We start from the raw sequence: 16,865 nt of genomic DNA, 5'->3' as shown, positions 1-16,865 counted from the left end.
ATGTAAAAAAGGGAGGGGTTCATGCTGGAGCGGAAAAATCGGATTTGGAGCAAGAATGGGCTGATCTGGATTGCCTTTGTACTGATTATTGTCGGAAGTCTGGTCGTCTACTCGACTTATTTCCAGCGGCTCGGGCATCCGCCGGAGCAGAGGATCAAGGAAATCGAGCGAATGGAATGCTGGATTTACAGCAGTGAATGGGAACCGATATTCAAGTCCTTGCAGGCTCGTAATCATGAAGTGGAGATGAATGTTCGCACCTTCCAATCGTATGAGGCGCTGCATTCGGAATTGTCGGCTGCCATCTCGGCAGGACGGGCTCCGCAAATTGCGGAATTGAACAATGCCTACGGTCTGGCGGAATGGGTAGAAGGCGGAGCGTTGGAGACCATCGAACTGCTCGGCGAGACAAGGGACCTAACGGCTTCGGCCCGCAATGCGTTCACGTTTCAAGGTAAGCTGTGGGCGATGCCTGCTGGTGCATCGATTCCGGTACTTTACTATAATCAAGACAAGCTCCGGAACGCGAGTTTTCAGAGAGAACTGGAATTTGCGGATCTCGAGCAATTAAATGCAGAGATTTCAGGTTGGGTGAGAGGTCTGAACCATCGCAATGCGTCCATCAAATGGAAACAGGTAATGGCGGTGGATGAAAATTTGGCCTTTGTTTTTTTGAATATGTGGGGCCATCCGGCAGAAGAGGAGAGGGAAGAGCGGCTGCTTGAGCTTCTCAGGGCATGGAACAGGCTGGTGTTTGATTCCGGTATGATGTTTCCTCTGGAGCACCGACTGGCTCTGAGTGAATTCATGGACGGACAGATTCTGCTTTTGATATCAAGCTCGCAACATATGCATTGGATGGATAAGTATATTGCAGGCAAGTTCAATTATGGCGCAGTTCCTCTGCCGGGAGCAGTGGACAAAGGAGTCTCGCCGGGCTTTAGCGCTTTCGCCGTGCTTGCCGGGGGAGGCAACATAGAACTGGCGCAGGAGCTTGTTAACCACATCGCTTCCCCTTATATACAGGACACTTTGCTGGATGCGACAGGCTATATGCCGATCCGTCAAGATAGCCTGGATTCGCTGGCGCGGCAAACAGCGGAGGGGACCCATTATAACATGTTGTTACGGTTGGTCGGAAATTACTACGGGATTGCTCCTTCGTCTGACGATTACAGACGTTGGAACCGAATCGATGAAACACTGAAAGCCTTGGAGATAGAGCTTAGGCCGGATCTGGAGCGGAAGGCGGCCGATCTGCTGCCCCTTCTTCCCTGACCTGTCATACAGAGATTGGAGAACGAGATCATATGCGGGGGAGTTCCGTAGGAGGGATATGGAAACATGATGAAAGTGCAAAATTTGTCGATACAGGGGAGCGGTATCTGGAACGAGGATGCGCTTGTTAACAACGATCAGTTGCAGATATACGGCGTTATAGACGGGGCCACTTCATTGATGCCGTTTCGAGGCTCACAAGGGGAGACTGGCGGACGGATTGCCTCGCAGTTGTTAAAGCGATACTTTGAGCAGATTTCACCGGAAGAAAAGCGTGATCTGGAGCAGTTGACCCGTGAGGCCAATCGCATATTGGGAGTGGAAATGCAGGCGCACGGCATACCGACCGATTCCAAGGATCAGTTATGGACGGCGGGAATTGCAGTGATCCGGATTACCGACCACTATATCGAATATGCTCAATCAGGCGACTGTATGATTATGGGTGCCTATGCTGACGGGTCCGTTCGCATGGTGACCCGGGACCATGTGGCGCATATAGATTATGAATCCAAGCTAATCTGGGAACAGGCTATCCTGGCCGGAGTCCAGTCGAAGGATCAGTTATGGGAGTTGGTGAAGCCCCGGATTCTCAAAAATAAAGAAAAAATGAATACGGCCAGAGGCTACTCCGTTCTGAACGGACGCTCGGACGCGGAGGATTTTATTGAATACGGCAAGATTAACCGGATTCAGCTTGAGGAGCTGCTGCTGCATACCGATGGACTCTATTATCCCGAAAAATTGGTGAATGGGGGCAGACGGACCTCCGAGGAAATTTTGTTCCGCAATATTAAGTCGCGGGGACTGAAAGAGTATGCCGATTGGCTGGTGGCGCTGGAACATAGCGATCCGGAATGTGTTACCTATCCACGATTTAAATTGTCCGACGATAAATCGGCTGTTTTGATCAGACTGGGATGAAAGTGTGGGCAGGATTGAACTACCGTAAAGGATCACCTTAATTAAAGATATACGCCAGCTCCAACACGCTATCGAATTTTGTGTCAGATCAAGTTATAATGAACCCAATTCGATTACGACATAATAAAAGTGGGTTGGATCATGGATCAGGATAAACAGCGCCTTAGCATTGAGGCGGCAAGATTGTATTATATGTCGGATTACAGCCAGCAGGATATCGCGACAAGGCTCGGCGTTTCACGGCCTACGGTCTCCAGGCTTCTTCAGCATGCCAAGGAGCAGGGCTACGTGCAGATCAGCATCGTGGACCCTCTTGAGGACCTGGACGCTTTGGGCGAAGGAGTAAAGAAGAAGTACGGCCTGGAACAGGTGCTGGTGAGTTATTCTCCCATTAATGAATACCGTGAAATCCAGAAGCATATCAGCAAAAGGGCAGCCGATTACCTGCATGAAACGGTCCAGGATGCCGACATCATCGGCGTGACCTGGGGAACGACCATGCATGCCGTTGCGCTTCAGCTGCAGCAGAAGCCCGTTCGGGGCGTCGAGGTCGTGCAGTTGAAGGGCGGCGTCAGTCATTCGCATGTGAACACGTATGCCGCAGAGATCGTCAATCTGTTTGCCGAGGCGTACCACACGATGGCGAGATATTTGCCGCTGCCCGTCATCTTTGACACCACCGAGCTGAAAGAGATGGTGGAGAGGGACCGGCATATCCAGCGGATTATCCAATTAGGCAAACAAGCGAACATCGCCATGTTCACGGTGGGTACCGTTCATGAGGATGCGCTCCTGTTCAGACTTGGCTATCTTAGCAAGGAGGAACAGAAGCTGCTGCAGCGGATCGGCGCGGGCGATATTTGCTCCCGGTTTTTTGATGCGGAGGGCACGGTGTGCAGCGAGGATATTAACAACCGTACAGTGGGCATCGATTTGGAAGATTTGCGCCACAAGGAGCAATCCATTCTCGTGGCAGGCGGGCAGCGTAAGGTAGATGCCATTCGAGCCGCGCTAATCGGCAAATATGCAAACATCCTGGTGACGGACCAGTTTACGGCGCAAGCTTTGTTATCATAAAAAGTTTGACATATTGTCAAAATTTACAGCACCTCGTTCAGGGAGATTCGAACCGGTTACGGCTTCAAACTTACCTGGACGGGGTGTTTTTTGTGCGCAGATAATTGATGACCCTTGCTTAATAGGAGGCCGATTCTTTGTTTCTGTTTACCCTGATCGGGTATAGAGCATAGTAAACGGAGGGAATTGTTAGATTATTCCTGAATGAGGGCTTGTCGTTTTAGTTAACAATGATAAATATCATTGCCATAAATCGGAATGAACATATTTTCAATATGTGTTTTACATGTGTTCAAGGCTGTGATATGATGGTCCCGTCTAAAGGATTAAGTGTTATGATAGCGCTTTTACAAATCACTAAAAAAACAGATTAAGGAGTGTTTTAACCAGATGAATATAGCAGGAATGATCGACCACACGCTCTTGAAGGCGGATGCAACCCAAGCCGAGATTGCGAAAATTACGGAAGAGGCCAAAAAGTACGGATTTGCTTCGGTTTGCGTGAACCCGACTTGGGTATCCTACTGTGCTGAGCAGCTAGCGGACACCAACGTCAAAGTATGCACGGTCATCGGTTTCCCTCTGGGAGCTACGACATCCGCAGTAAAGGCTTTTGAAGCGAAGGATGCAATCGCTAACGGGGCAACGGAGGTTGATATGGTCATTAACATCGGTGCGCTCAAAGATCGTAACGATGAGCTTGTGCTGAACGATATTCAGGCTGTAGTGGATGCAGCAAAGGGCAAAGCCCTGGTCAAGGTTATTATTGAGACAAGCCTTCTGACAGAAGAAGAGAAGGTACGTGCGTGCCAGCTGTCCGTGAAAGCGGGAGCGGATTTTGTGAAGACGTCAACAGGGTTCTCCACGGGCGGAGCCACACCGGAAGACGTAGCCTTGATGCGCAAAACCGTTGGCGAGAACACCGGCGTGAAGGCTTCCGGCGGCGTGCGCAGCAAGGAAGATATGGACCGCATGATCGAAGCGGGCGCAACGCGTATCGGTGCCAGCTCCGGCGTGAAAATTATGGAGGGCGGTCAATCCAGCTCTTCCTACTAAATGATGTTGCAAATATCCGGTTTTCGATGATTCGGTAGCCGACTCATATCAAAAAATCATCTATGGGGGAACAACGACGATGAAATTTATAATCGCCATACTAGGTTTGCTGGTCGTATTCGGTCTTGCGTTCCTTATCAGCAATGATAAGCGCAACATTCGTTATCGCCCGCTGGCTGTCATGGTTGTGCTGCAGCTGATCCTTGGGTTTATCCTGCTGAACACCAATGTCGGCGAGTATCTTGTTAAGGGGATAGCGAATACGTTTAAAGCGTTGCTTGATTACGCCGGAGCAGGAATCGGGTTTGTATTTGGCGGCTTTGCCATTGAAGGTGATGGTCCGTTCTTCTTGAACGTCCTGCTGCCGATCGTGTTTATTTCCGCATTGATTGGTATACTTCAATATATTAAGGTACTGCCGTTTATCGTAAGATATATCGGTCTCGTCTTGAGTAAAGTCAACGGCATGGGCAAGCTGGAGTCTTACAATGCGGTAGCTTCCGCGATTCTGGGGCAATCCGAGGTGTTTATTTCGGTAAAAAAACAGATTGCCCTCATTCCGAAGCATCGGATGTATACATTGTGTGCTTCCGCCATGTCCACCGTATCGATGTCGATCGTCGGGGCATACATGACCATGATCGAGCCGCGGTATGTGGTGACCGCGCTTGTGCTTAACCTGTTTGGCGGATTTATCATCGCTTCCATCGTCAACCCTTACAAGGTAGAGAAGGAAGAGGATATCCTGGAGGTGCAGGAGGAAGAGAAGCAATCCTTCTTCGAGATGCTGGGTGAATACATCATGGACGGCTTCAAGGTAGCGATTACCGTTGCTGCGATGCTCCTCGGTTTCGTTGCGTTGATTGCGATGATCAACGGCATCTTTGATATCATTTTCGGGATTACCTTCCAAGAGCTGTTGGGATTCATTTTTGCCCCATTTGCTTTTGTCATGGGCGTACCTTGGAAAGAGGCAGTGGATGCAGGCAGCATCATGGCTACGAAGCTGGTATCGAACGAGTTCGTAGCGATGCTAGACCTGGCCAACTTCACGGATATGTCCGAACGCACTGTGGGAATCGTATCGGTATTCCTGGTGTCCTTTGCCAACTTCTCCTCAATCGGCATCATTGCCGGCGCGGTCAAAGGCCTGAACGAGAAGCAGGGGAACGTGGTTGCCCGTTTCGGCCTCAAGCTGCTGTACGGCGCAACGCTGGTGAGCGTGCTGTCGGCAACGATTGCGGGACTGTTCCTGTAAGCAAGGCATGGAAGGATAACAACAAGCGAGCCTTATGGATAGTTTTGATGTAAAAACTCATTATATGAGGGGGATCACTTGGATATGGAACGTTTTGATCGAATTCATTTAATTGTATTGGACTCTGTAGGTATCGGCGAAGCACCGGATGCGGCTGATTTTGACGATATCGGATCCGACACGCTGGGTCATATTGCCCGCGAATGCGGCGGGCTCAACATGCCGAATATGGCTGCGCTCGGTCTGTCCAACATTCGGGAAATCGAGGGAATCCCTGCTGCGGATCAACCTCGGGCTTACTATACGAAGATGCAGGAAGCTTCGAATGGCAAAGACACCATGACAGGCCACTGGGAGATCATGGGCTTGTATATTGATACGCCATTCCGCGTATTCCCGGACGGGTTTCCGGACGAGCTGATCCAGCGCATTGAAGAGAAGACCGGACGCAAGGTCATCGGCAACAAGCCGGCCAGCGGAACGGAGATTATCGAAGAGCTTGGCGAAGAGCATGTAAAAACGGGAGCGCTGATCATTTATACCTCTGCGGATTCCGTGCTTCAAATCGCTGCGCATGAGGATATCGTTCCACTGAAAGAGCTGTACGAAATCTGCGAGTTCTGCCGCGAAATCACGCTGGAGGATCCTTACATGCTTGGCCGGATCATCGCCCGTCCTTTCATAGGCGAGGTGGGGAGCTTCAAGCGTACGGCGAATCGGCATGACTATGCCTTGAAGCCTTTCGGACGTACCACGATGAACGAGATGAAAGATGCTGGTCTTGACGTCATCGCCCTCGGAAAAATCTCCGACATTTATGATGGCGAAGGCATTACGAAGGCGGTCAGAACCGTATCGAATATGGACGGCATGGATAAAATGGTTCAAACCCTGGGTGAATCCTTCAAGGGTCTGAGCTTCCTGAACCTCGTGGATTTCGATGCCGTGTACGGACATCGGCGCGATCCGCAAGGATATGGCCAAGCGTTGGAGGATTACGATCAGCGCCTCCCCGAGGTATTTGAGAAAATGACGGAGAATGATCTTCTGATCATCACAGCCGACCACGGGAATGATCCTACCTACAAGGGCACGGACCATACGCGTGAATACGTGCCGCTGCTCGTATATTCTCCTCGCTTTACGGAAGGCAAGGAGCTGCCGCTTCGCAAAACCTTTGCCGACATTGGCGCCACGGTTGCCGACAACTTCGGCGTGAAGCTGCCGGAGCACGGAACCAGCTTTTTGAATGATTTGAAATAATCGAATAAGTGGAGGAATGGGACATGAGTACACATATTGGAGCGAAACCGGGAGATATCGCCGAGTCGATTCTGCTGCCAGGCGACCCGCTGCGGGCTAAATTTATTGCCGAGACGTATTTGGAGGATGTGACCTGCTACAACGAAGTGCGGGGCATGCTCGGATTTACGGGAACCTACAAAGGAAAACGCATCTCCGTGCAAGGTTCGGGCATGGGCGTGCCTTCCATCGGGATTTATGTCAATGAACTCATTCGGGATTATGGCGTGAAAAACTTGTTCCGTGTCGGAACCTGCGGCGCGATGCAGGAGCATGTTCATGTACGCGACGTCATTCTGGCACAGGCGGCGTGCTCGGATTCCGGCATGAACCGTCACCACTTTAACGGTTATGATTTCTCCCCGATCGCCAGCTTCCCGCTGCTGCTGGGCGCGTATGAGCGCGGCAAGGAGAAAGGCCTGAAGATGCATGTCGGCAACGTGTTCACGTCCGATGTGTTCTACCGCGAGGACAAATCCGTGGTGGAGAAGCTGATGCAGCATGGCGTGCTCGGCGTGGAAATGGAGACAACGGCGCTCTACACGATTGCCGCACGTTTCGGCGTGAACGCCCTGACGATCCTGACCGTAAGCGATCATTTGCTCACAGGGGAAGAGACTTCTTCCGAGGAGCGGCAAACGACGTTTAACGAGATGATGGAAGTGGCTCTGGATACGGCGATTTCGCTGTAAGGAAACTGCCCCGACGAAGAAAGCGGGTTTGTTTTGGAGAAGCGAAGCGGTCGCCTTTGCCCCAGGGATTCCAACAATATTAACAATATAAGGAATCTGAGGGCAACAGCGATCGGATCCGCATTCGTAGTGATGCCCGTGGAAGGAATACAATCATCGCAAACAGTAAGGAGAATGTACGATGAGAATGGTTGATTTAATTGCGAAGAAACGCGACGGCAAGGAACTGACAACAGAAGAGATCAATTTCTTTATCGACGGATATACCAAGGGAGACATTCCCGACTATCAGGTGAGCGCCATGAACATGGCGATATATTTCCAGGACATGTCCGACCGGGAGCGGGCGGACTTGACGATGGCGATGGTAAACTCCGGCGAAACGATTGATCTGTCCGCAATTGAGGGGATCAAGGTCGATAAGCATTCCACCGGGGGCGTAGGCGACACGACGACGCTTGTACTGGCTCCGCTCGTAGCGGCTCTGGATATTCCGGTAGCGAAGATGTCCGGACGCGGCCTCGGTCATACCGGAGGAACGATCGACAAGCTGGAGTCCATCGAAGGATTCCATGTGGAGATCAGCAAAGACGAATTTGTGAACCTTGTGAATCAACATAAAATCGCCGTCATCGGCCAAACCGGAAACCTCACGCCGGCGGACAAAAAACTGTACGCACTCCGGGATGTGACGGCTACCGTCAACTCCATTCCGCTGATTGCCAGCTCCATCATGAGCAAGAAGATCGCCGCTGGCTCGGATGCGATTGTGTTGGACGTTAAAACCGGCGCAGGCGCGTTCATGAAAACGGTGGAGGATGCCAAGGAATTGGCACACGCCATGGTCAGCATCGGCAACAACGTAGGCCGCAAAACGATGGCAGTCATCTCCGATATGAGCCAGCCGCTTGGCGCCGCGATTGGCAACTCGCTGGAGGTGCAGGAAGCGATTGATGCACTTCGCGGCGAGGGACCAAAGGATCTGGAGGAGCTGTGCCTGGCTCTGGGCCGGCAGATGGTTTACCTTGCGCAGAAGGCAGATTCGCTTGAAGATGCCGAAGAGAAGCTCAGAGAGGTTATCCGCAACGGCAAGGCACTGGAGAAGTTCAAGGAATTCATTCAGAACCAGGGCGGAGACCCGTCCGTGGTGGATCATCCGGACCGTTTGCCGAAGGCACAATATCTCATTGAGCTTCCTGCACGGCAGGACGGCGTTGTCGCCGAGCTGGTAGCGGATGAGATCGGTACCGCAGCGATGCTGCTTGGAGCCGGCCGCGCGACGAAGGAATCCGAGATTGATCTGGCTGTAGGCCTGATGCTGAACAAGAAGGTCGGCGATGCCGTGAAGAAGGGTGATTCCCTTGTAACCATTCATGCTAACCGCGAGAACGTGGATGACGTGAAGCAGAAGCTGTATGAAAGCATTCGGATTGCAGATCATGCGGATGCGCCTGTATTGATTTATGACATCGTGACGGAATAAGGGAAGCCTAATACGTAGCGAGTCCTATTCGGAACACGGGGAGCATCGGGATGAGCGCTGCTGCTCCGTGCGAATAGCTCATCTCATCACCATATCCGTGGTCATTTTTCAAGCTATGCCGATACAACCTGCCTTCCCGCGTTTTATGAACGGGGGCAGGTTCTTTTGGCGGTCCCCGTCATAAAACGGGTGGGAGTCCTCATAAGATGGTAGTGGGGAAAACGTAAGGCATTTAACGGGAGAGGGAGATGTGTAGCCCGGGCAAGAGCCATCCTGCTTGAAGGAGGCTTTTGGCCATGACCATCGATCAGTTGATTGCTTTGCTGGCACTTATCGTTATGATCATTGGACTTGCGGTGAAGAAGGAGTCATAACCTGTGAGTCCGGGAGGGCTGCTGCTAAGTAGAAATTCTACTGATGCGGCAGTCTTTTTCTTTTGATAGGTTGATAGAGTTCGATATAAGTCATATACTTAGAATGCAATGTTCTCCATTATTCATCATTTATTGGGAGGAAACCATGCTCTATTTTGCAGCGTTTGTCATATCCATTGTGCTGGTATTGGTACTGATTCCGCCATTTCGTAAACTTGCGATCAAGCTTGATTTCGTGGACAAGCCAAGACCGGACAGCGAGCGGAAAATACACCGCGAGCCGATACCGCTGACAGCGGGGGTCGCCATATTTATCGGGTTTTTTATCACCTATTTTGCGCTTACCGGCGCCATTTCAAGGGAAGCGGTAGGCATCTTTATCGGTAGTGCTCTTATTCTTGGCATCGGACTTGTGGATGATTGGTATAAGTCCCAGGGCAAGGAGCTGGCTTCGCTGCCGAAGCTCATTGTACAGGTCAGCGCAGCCGTTGTTGTATACAGCTATGGCATCGCGTTTGAAGGATTCAACAATCCGTTTACGGGTCAGTATATTAACCTGCCGGAATGGCTGCAGCTCATCTTAACGATTTTGTGGATTTTTGGTGTAACGACAGTTATTAATTTCTCGGATGGCATCGACGGTCTTGCTGGAGGGCTCTCCGCCATATCCGGAGGCACGCTGTTTGTTGTTGCGATTACGCTGGGCAGAGGCGAATCCGCGCTGCTGGCCGTCATTCTTGTAGGTGCTGCGCTGGGATATTTACGATATAATAAGCCGCCGGCCCGAGTGTTTATGGGGGATGCCGGTGCAACCTTCCTCGGGTTCATACTCGGGATCATTGCCCTGGATGGTGCGTTTAAAGGTGCAACTCTGGCGTCCTTATTCGTTCCGATCTTCGCACTGGGCGTACCGATCTTCGATAATATCATTGTGGTCATCCGAAGAATGCTTCAGTCCAAGCCGATCTATCAGGCCGATGCATCGCAGGCGCATTATCGTTTGCTGGCAACAGGGCTCAATCAGAAGCAGACATTGGTATTTCTGTGCTTGCTGAATCTCTGTTTCGGTCTGGCTGCCATCATACTTGCCATGAATGGCGCCGCCTGAGGCGTATAAGCCTGACATAAGCTTTTTCCGGTGCGTTATTGAAGTCTCGTCTCCAAATGGATGTTGGTGGCGGGGCTTTTTTTTAGAGATAAGAAAGTATAAACTTCAGAGGCTTACCCTCCTTATCTCGCAAGAAAAACTTCCGCTAAATGTGGTCAGTCTTCTGAGAAAGTACGTCGATATTCGTTTTTCTTTAGATATCAGAAAGTATAAAATTCGAAGCATGGACCTTCCTGATATCGCAAGAAAAACTTCCGCTAAATGCGGTCTGTCTTCCGAGAAAGTACGTCGATAGTCGTTTTTCTTTAGATATCAGAAAGTATAAACTTCGAAGCATGGACCTTCCTGATATCGCAAGAAAAACTTCCGCTAAAAGCGGTCTGTCTCCTGAGAAAGTACGTCGATATTCGTTTTTCTTTAGATATCAGAAAGTATAAACTTCGAAGCATGGACCTTCCTGATATCGCAAGAAAAACTTCCGCTAAAAGCGGTCTGTCTCCTGAGAAAGTACGTCGATAGTCGTTTTTCTTTAGATATCAGAAAGTATAAACTTCGAAGCATGGACCTTCCTGATATCGCAAGAAAAACTTCCGCTAAAAGCGGTCTGTCTCCTGAGAAAGTACGTCGATAGTCGTTTTTCTTATTACAATGGTAGAAGGGTACGAACAGGAGGTTGCGCATGAATGATATGACAGGCAAAATCGTCATGATAACAGGGGCGAACTCCGGCATGGGTTTGGCTGCGACAGTGGAGCTGGCAAAAAGCGGAGCGCATGTGATCATGGCTTGTCGTAGTCAATCGAGGGGCGAAGCGGCTCTTCGGCAAGCGTTGCAGGAGAGCGGCAGCTCGAACATCGAGCTGATGACGCTGGATTTGGGGTCTTTTGATAGCATCAGAGCGTTTGCTTCCGACTTTAAGGCCAAATATGACAGACTCGATGTATTGGTGAACAACGCGGGTGTGGTCACCATCAAGCGGGAAATGACGCAGGACGGATATGAGGCCATGATGGGGGTCAATCATCTGGGGCATTTTTTGCTGACGAACGAACTGCTGGAGCCTCTTCAGCATGCCCGGCAGGGGAGGATCGTGAACGTATCCTCTGGCGCGCATAAAGTGGGCAGCATCCATTTTGATGACCCTAATCTCGATAAGGGATTTAATGTGGCCAAAGGGTACGCGCAGTCCAAATTGGCGAATATTCTATTCACGAAGGAGCTGGCGCGTCGGCTGCAGCCGACAAGGGTCACGGTCAATACGCTCCATCCTGGCGCCGTCAGCACCAGCATTGGCGTAAACAGGGATACAGGCTTTGGCAATGCGGTTCACAAGATGCTTCGCCCGTTCTTCTTAACGCCCCTTGAAGGAGCTCGGACAACGATATACTTGGCTTCAAGTCCTGAAGTGGAGCATGTGACGGGGGAATACTACGTCAAATGCAAACCGGCCAAAATCACCGAGAAGGCAAGGGATCCGAAGCTGGCCGCTCGTCTGTGGGAGTGGAGTGAACAACAGGTAGGATGGAAGTCGGACCAGGGTCGATGAATTTACGCGTTCCAAAAGGTCCGGCTCCACGAGTTGAGGTTATAACTGAAATGATCCGATAAGGGCATGAACGGACAATGAGGAACGACGAGACCAATCGGCCTACAGTATGGTGACGACTACAAGTATAGTGGCGAACGAATAAACGGGATATCTCCAGATCAACATGATCTGAGGATATCCCGTTTCATTTTACGTTAGATGTTCATCATAGGCCGTAGAAGCTCACACCTGAAATTACTTCGTCGTTTTCATATCGATGGCGCTGCGCACAAATCCGCTGGTACCGTCAAGCAGTTTGGACGCTTCCGCGGCACTGACATTAGCCAGCAGCATCACGATAGCGGTTTTGACGTGGGCGCCGGCTTCATGGTACGCCTTCTCCACAGCATCCTCTGATGCTCCGGTTGCCAGGGTAATGATGCGTTTGGCGCGGTGCACAAGCTTGTTATTGGACGGGTTGAGGTCGACCATCAGGTTTTTGTACACCTTGCCGATTCGAATCATGGCGGTCGTTGTCAGCATGTTCAGAATCAGCTTTTGCGAAGTACCGGCCTTCATGCGCGTGGAGCCCATAATTACTTCGGGTCCGACAACAGCTTCAATTACAAAATCCGCGTACTGATGCATCGGCGATTCGTAGTTATTACAGAGTCCGATGACAACGGCTCCACGCTCCTTGGCGCGTCTCATCGCCCCAAGAACGTAGGGTGTTCGGCCGCTTGCAGCGATGCCGATGACAACATCCTTTTCGTTGATACCGTTTTCATTGATATCCTGTTCACCTAACTCTTCGCTATCCTCGGCACCTTCGATAGCTTCCTTCACGGCTCTGAAACCACCTGCGATCAATCCCTGCACCATGGAAGGGTCTGTTCCGTAGGTAGGCGGACACTCGGAGGCGTCCAGAATCCCGATTCGGCCGCTGGTTCCGGCACCTATATAGAACAATCTGCCGCCCTTCTGGAAAGCTTCCACGACGAGATCTGCAGCTCTGGCTATAAGAGGAATAAGCTCGCGGATCGCATCAGTGATCAGGCTATCCTCGCTATTGATGAGGATCATAATTTGTTCTGAGCTCAACTGATCAATGTTCTGCGTATTTTCATGAGGCTGTTCGGTTGTCAATTGACTTAGAATATTCGTCATGAGACAGGTCTCCTTTTTTGCCTTGGAATATGGACGGGCACTGATGTAAAGCTACAGCAAGTCAGAGACGCCGTCTGTAAATAGCTTGCAGGCTAACAGAGCCGCACCATGGGCGGGTGTACGTTCACGATTTCCTTCAGGGAACCGGAGGCGGGGATAACGCGATAGCAGAATGCCGGCGTACGTTTCCCGAAACAATGGCGAATGTTTGAAGATCGAGCCGATCCGCACGAGTTCACTCTCAGCGAATTCAGCTTGCTGCCTGATGAGAGCGCTTGTTGTATCGGCCAGTTCTGCTGCCTGCTGCCGGAGGATACGGTCTGCCGCTTCATCACCGGCTTCGGCTGCTTCTATGCAGCAGCGGGCGAAGGAAGCGATATCCTGTTTCGTTATAGCGGGCTGGTAAATGTAAGATTTGAGATCGGTAATATGCTGGAGAGGATAGGCTGCAACAATCAGGCTGCTCATGATGGTGGGTGGCAAAATGCCCTCATGGCTCTTAATGACGGTTTTCAGAGTTTGAAGTCCGATCTGATAACCGCTGCCTTCGTCTCCAAGAAGATGTCCCCAGCCACCGACGCGGTGAATGTCTCCCGATTTGGTTATAGCGTAGGTATTGGATCCGGTTCCCGAGATCGCAAGGATTCCATACTGTCGTTCCAGTACGGCCATTAATGAAATTTCGGCTTCCGAGCGCATGTAAATATGCATCGAGAGCTGCCGCTGCTGGAGATAGGAATGAAGGAAAGACTGAACTTGGCGTCGTTCATCTGCAGAGCTCACACCTGACATTCCAAGACATATTGATGTGAATAATAATGACTTATCAAAAAGAGGTGCCAGAAGCCCATCCAACACCGTTCGGAGTTCCTCCATCGCTTTATTAAAGGTTACAATATAAGGATTGGTGGAACCTCCGGTATACCGGGACAACACTTCTCCAGCGCTATTGATAACGGTTGCTTCAGTCTTGGTACCGCCACCATCAACACCGATAAAAATTTCCATATTGAACCACTTCGCTTTCTATATCCAGTATAGGAGAAAACCGAAGTGTTGTAAAATAAAATTTTAAATCATTAATTAAGTATTGAAATATAATTTCATACAATTTATAATGAACTCAATCCACTGATGTTGAAAGCGATACCAGTCATGCTTTCATTCAAGATGTGTAAAGTAATATTACATAGTAGTGACCGTCAGAGGATGATTTGTAAAGGGGGGCAAGAAATGAACGGCGGATTGGTTCGATTGCGTGAGGTGTATGATTCATTAAATCCGTCCGAGCGCAAAGTTGCAGCCTTCATTTTGCAGGAACCGGCAGAGATGATACAGATGTCGGTCGCGGATCTTGCAGTCCGAAGCGGTTCCAGTCAGGCTGCCATTGTACGCCTGTGCAAAACGATGGGTTTCAAAGGCTATCAGGATCTGAAGCTGAAGGTAGCCGGAGACTTGCAGGAGCCATTAGCCACCGGGTATCAGGATATCCGGCCCAATGACAGCATTTCTGCAATTATACAGAACGTCTCGAACAACAACATTCAATCGATTCGGGATACGATGAAGATTATGGAGGAAGGGAAGGTGGAAGAGGCCGTTCTGGCCCTCGATCAGTCGAAGCGAATTTTTATGTTCGGGGTAGGGGCTTCAAATCTGATCGGGATGGATGCCCAACAGAAATTTTTGCGGATTAATAAGGTATGCATATCTTTTCCGGACCCTCATGTTCAGCTCACCTCGGCGGTGCTGCTGACTCCAGATGATGCGGCCGTATGCATTTCCTACTCCGGTGAAACGGATGAAGTAATCCGCGCAGCAGCGATTGCGAAGGAGAAGGGATGCAAGACGATTGGCATTACCAAATACGGCGATTCTACCCTGAGCCGATCGGTGGACATTCCCTTGTACACTTCCTCCACGGAGAACGAGATTCGCAGTGGCGCGATGTCCTCTCGTATTACGCAGCTTAATCTTATCGATATTTTATATCTTGGCGTCGCCAGCCGGAATTACGAGAATTCAGTGAAATACCTGGATGAGAGCCGGCAAGCGATCAAGCGGTTGTAGTTCATAGCGAAAACCACAAATATATAAATGATAAGGGGAGTAGTACATGAAGAAAAAAGGTTGGCTTACATTGTTGGCTTCTTTAATGCTCGTGTTTACCGCAGCTTGCGGCGGTTCCGGCGGGGCGAAGACTCCGGAAGGCGGAACAGGAACCACTTCGGAAGGAAATGGTGAAGCCGCACCGAAGCAGGATACGGTTGTCGTCTGGACTTATCCGGTACATGGTAAATACGAAGATGAGTTGAAAGAGCATGTAGCGGATCTGAAAGAAAAATATCCGCATATTACGGTCCAAACCGAAGTGCTCTCCTGGGCTGAAGGTCCGAAGAAGTTCGACGTGGCCCTGAATGCCGGTAACCCGCCTGATCTTTACTTCCACGCGGTGGATGGCGCTTATGTAGATACAGGCCTGGCACTGGAACTGACCCCTTATATTACGGACGAGATCAAAAACGACTACCTGCCGGGAACGCTTGAGCTGGGTCAAATCCAGGGCAAGCAGTATGGGCTTCCGCTGTACCAATCCCTTTGGGCTTGGGGCGGCAACAAGAAGATCCTCGAAGAAGCGGGAATCGACTGGAAGGCCATTCAAGAGAACGGCTGGACCTGGACCGAGTTCAAGGCAGCTGCCGAGAAGTTGACCAAGAAGCTTCCTAATGGCAATACGCAATATGCGCTCGTAACGGACGGCACTTCGCTGGACTTCATGGAAATGCTGACGCGCAGCAACGGCATGCCGGACGTATTGAACGATAAAGGCGAGTTCCAATGGAACGACGAACGGATTCTGGATACGATGACCTTCGTGTCGGATCTGATGAAAGCCGGTCATCTGCCTGCCGAGACTGCCGCGATTACGCCGGCAAAACGGATGGACCTGTTCTACGCCGAGGAAGCCGCGATCGTGTCCAAGGCGATCCCTTACTATGACGTGATGCTGCAGAACCGTGCGAAGGATATTGACAGCGGTACGGTCCAAGGCGCGAAAATCGACTTCGTTCTGCTGCCGGTTCCGCATAATGACGGGGCTGAGCGGAAGACATCCATGTTTGGTGAAGGTTATGTAGCGTTCAAGCAGAAGAAGGATAAAGGCGAAGAGCATGCAAAGAACACATTCCTGATCATGGAAGGATTGAGCGGGGCGAAAGCCGGTAATTCCGCCAACGAATTGGTATTGCCTTTCGTACGTAAATCCCAGGCGGAGTTTTATGAAGGTAAAGGACTCGGTACGGAATCTACAATTAAGGCAGCGGAAATTTTCGCAAACTTCAAGGAAATTCCGGTGACTCTGAACCTTGATGCAGAAGCTTCAGGTAATCAGAAGAAGTTTAAGGAGCAAGTGGTGAAGCCGAATATCCAAGCGCTGTTCTCGGGTGAGAAGACGCCGGAGCAGATCGCACAAGACTTCAAGGACAAAGGCAAACAAATTTTAGGACAGTAATTGAAGTTATAAGGGGGTGTCCCGTTGTCCTTAGCAGGAACGATCGGGGCACTCCCTTTTTAAACCAATCGCTAAAGGCTCTATAAGGGCTTCATGAAAATACTTCA

General features: G+C 50.5%; 14 protein-coding genes. 12 read left to right on the top strand and 2 right to left on the bottom strand.

Annotation, left to right across the window (positions count from 1 at the left end; translation table 11 throughout):
• The first annotated feature begins 21 nt into the window (after positions 1-21).
• From MKX98_RS29745 to MKX98_RS29700, 10 genes are all read left to right on the top strand, one after another.
• Positions 22-1,278: an extracellular solute-binding protein gene (locus tag MKX98_RS29745; protein ID WP_339219999.1), complete on the top strand. Its 1,257-nt coding sequence runs from the start codon at positions 22-24 to the stop codon at positions 1,276-1,278.
• 66 nt (positions 1,279-1,344) lie between these two features.
• Positions 1,345-2,202: a protein phosphatase 2C domain-containing protein gene (locus tag MKX98_RS29740; RefSeq protein ID WP_339219997.1), complete on the top strand. Its 858-nt coding sequence runs from the start codon at positions 1,345-1,347 to the stop codon at positions 2,200-2,202.
• Positions 2,203-2,343: 141 nt separating this feature from the next.
• Complete coding sequence (locus tag MKX98_RS29735; protein WP_113059480.1) at positions 2,344-3,279, top strand: sugar-binding transcriptional regulator; 936 nt, start codon at positions 2,344-2,346, stop codon at positions 3,277-3,279.
• A gap of 390 nt (positions 3,280-3,669) precedes the next feature.
• Positions 3,670-4,335 carry a deoxyribose-phosphate aldolase gene (gene deoC, locus MKX98_RS29730; protein WP_071219707.1) on the top strand — a complete coding sequence of 222 codons (666 nt, stop codon included), beginning with the start codon at positions 3,670-3,672 and terminating at the stop codon, positions 4,333-4,335.
• Positions 4,336-4,414: 79 nt separating this feature from the next.
• Entirely contained in the window at positions 4,415-5,593 is a 1,179-nt protein-coding gene (locus tag MKX98_RS29725; protein ID WP_339219994.1) for a NupC/NupG family nucleoside CNT transporter, read from the top strand.
• Between the two features lie 84 nt (positions 5,594-5,677).
• Positions 5,678-6,856 carry a phosphopentomutase gene (gene deoB, locus MKX98_RS29720; protein ID WP_339219991.1) on the top strand — a complete coding sequence of 393 codons (1,179 nt, stop codon included), beginning with the start codon at positions 5,678-5,680 and terminating at the stop codon, positions 6,854-6,856.
• Positions 6,857-6,879: 23 nt separating this feature from the next.
• The gene (gene deoD / locus MKX98_RS29715; protein ID WP_194544652.1) at positions 6,880-7,587 is read left to right on the top strand and encodes a purine-nucleoside phosphorylase; all 708 of its coding nucleotides are present in this window, start codon (positions 6,880-6,882) and stop codon (positions 7,585-7,587) included.
• Positions 7,588-7,768: 181 nt separating this feature from the next.
• On the top strand, positions 7,769-9,070 hold the full coding sequence (locus MKX98_RS29710; RefSeq protein ID WP_339219989.1) for a pyrimidine-nucleoside phosphorylase: 1,302 nt from the start codon (positions 7,769-7,771) through the stop codon (positions 9,068-9,070).
• A 519-nt stretch (positions 9,071-9,589) separates the two neighbouring features.
• A complete protein-coding gene (locus MKX98_RS29705) occupies positions 9,590-10,552 on the top strand; it encodes an MraY family glycosyltransferase (RefSeq protein WP_339219986.1) in 963 nt (320 codons plus the stop codon).
• 679 nt (positions 10,553-11,231) lie between these two features.
• Positions 11,232-12,098 carry an SDR family oxidoreductase gene (locus tag MKX98_RS29700; RefSeq protein WP_339219984.1) on the top strand — a complete coding sequence of 289 codons (867 nt, stop codon included), beginning with the start codon at positions 11,232-11,234 and terminating at the stop codon, positions 12,096-12,098.
• A 237-nt stretch (positions 12,099-12,335) separates the two neighbouring features.
• Here MKX98_RS29700 and murQ read toward each other — a convergent pair whose 3' ends face one another.
• The gene (murQ, locus tag MKX98_RS29695; protein WP_339219982.1) at positions 12,336-13,247 is read right to left on the bottom strand and encodes an N-acetylmuramic acid 6-phosphate etherase; all 912 of its coding nucleotides are present in this window, start codon (positions 13,245-13,247) and stop codon (positions 12,336-12,338) included.
• 51 nt (positions 13,248-13,298) lie between these two features.
• On the bottom strand, positions 13,299-14,255 hold the full coding sequence (locus MKX98_RS29690; protein WP_194544648.1) for a BadF/BadG/BcrA/BcrD ATPase family protein: 957 nt from the start codon (positions 14,253-14,255) through the stop codon (positions 13,299-13,301).
• Between the two features lie 225 nt (positions 14,256-14,480).
• Here MKX98_RS29690 and MKX98_RS29685 point away from each other — a divergent pair, with 225 nt between their 5' ends.
• Complete coding sequence (locus MKX98_RS29685) at positions 14,481-15,317, top strand: MurR/RpiR family transcriptional regulator (RefSeq protein ID WP_036643553.1); 837 nt, start codon at positions 14,481-14,483, stop codon at positions 15,315-15,317.
• Between the two features lie 46 nt (positions 15,318-15,363).
• Positions 15,364-16,758, top strand: coding sequence for an extracellular solute-binding protein (locus MKX98_RS29680; RefSeq protein WP_100541423.1), 1,395 nt, complete (start codon positions 15,364-15,366; stop codon positions 16,756-16,758).
• Positions 16,759-16,865 lie beyond the last annotated feature (107 nt).

Source organism: Paenibacillus sp. FSL W7-1332, assembly GCF_037969785.1.
Lineage (GTDB): Bacteria > Bacillota > Bacilli > Paenibacillales > Paenibacillaceae > Paenibacillus_AQ.
The sequence above is the reverse complement of the archived record's forward strand: the minus strand, read 5'-3'. Positions and strand labels throughout refer to the sequence as shown.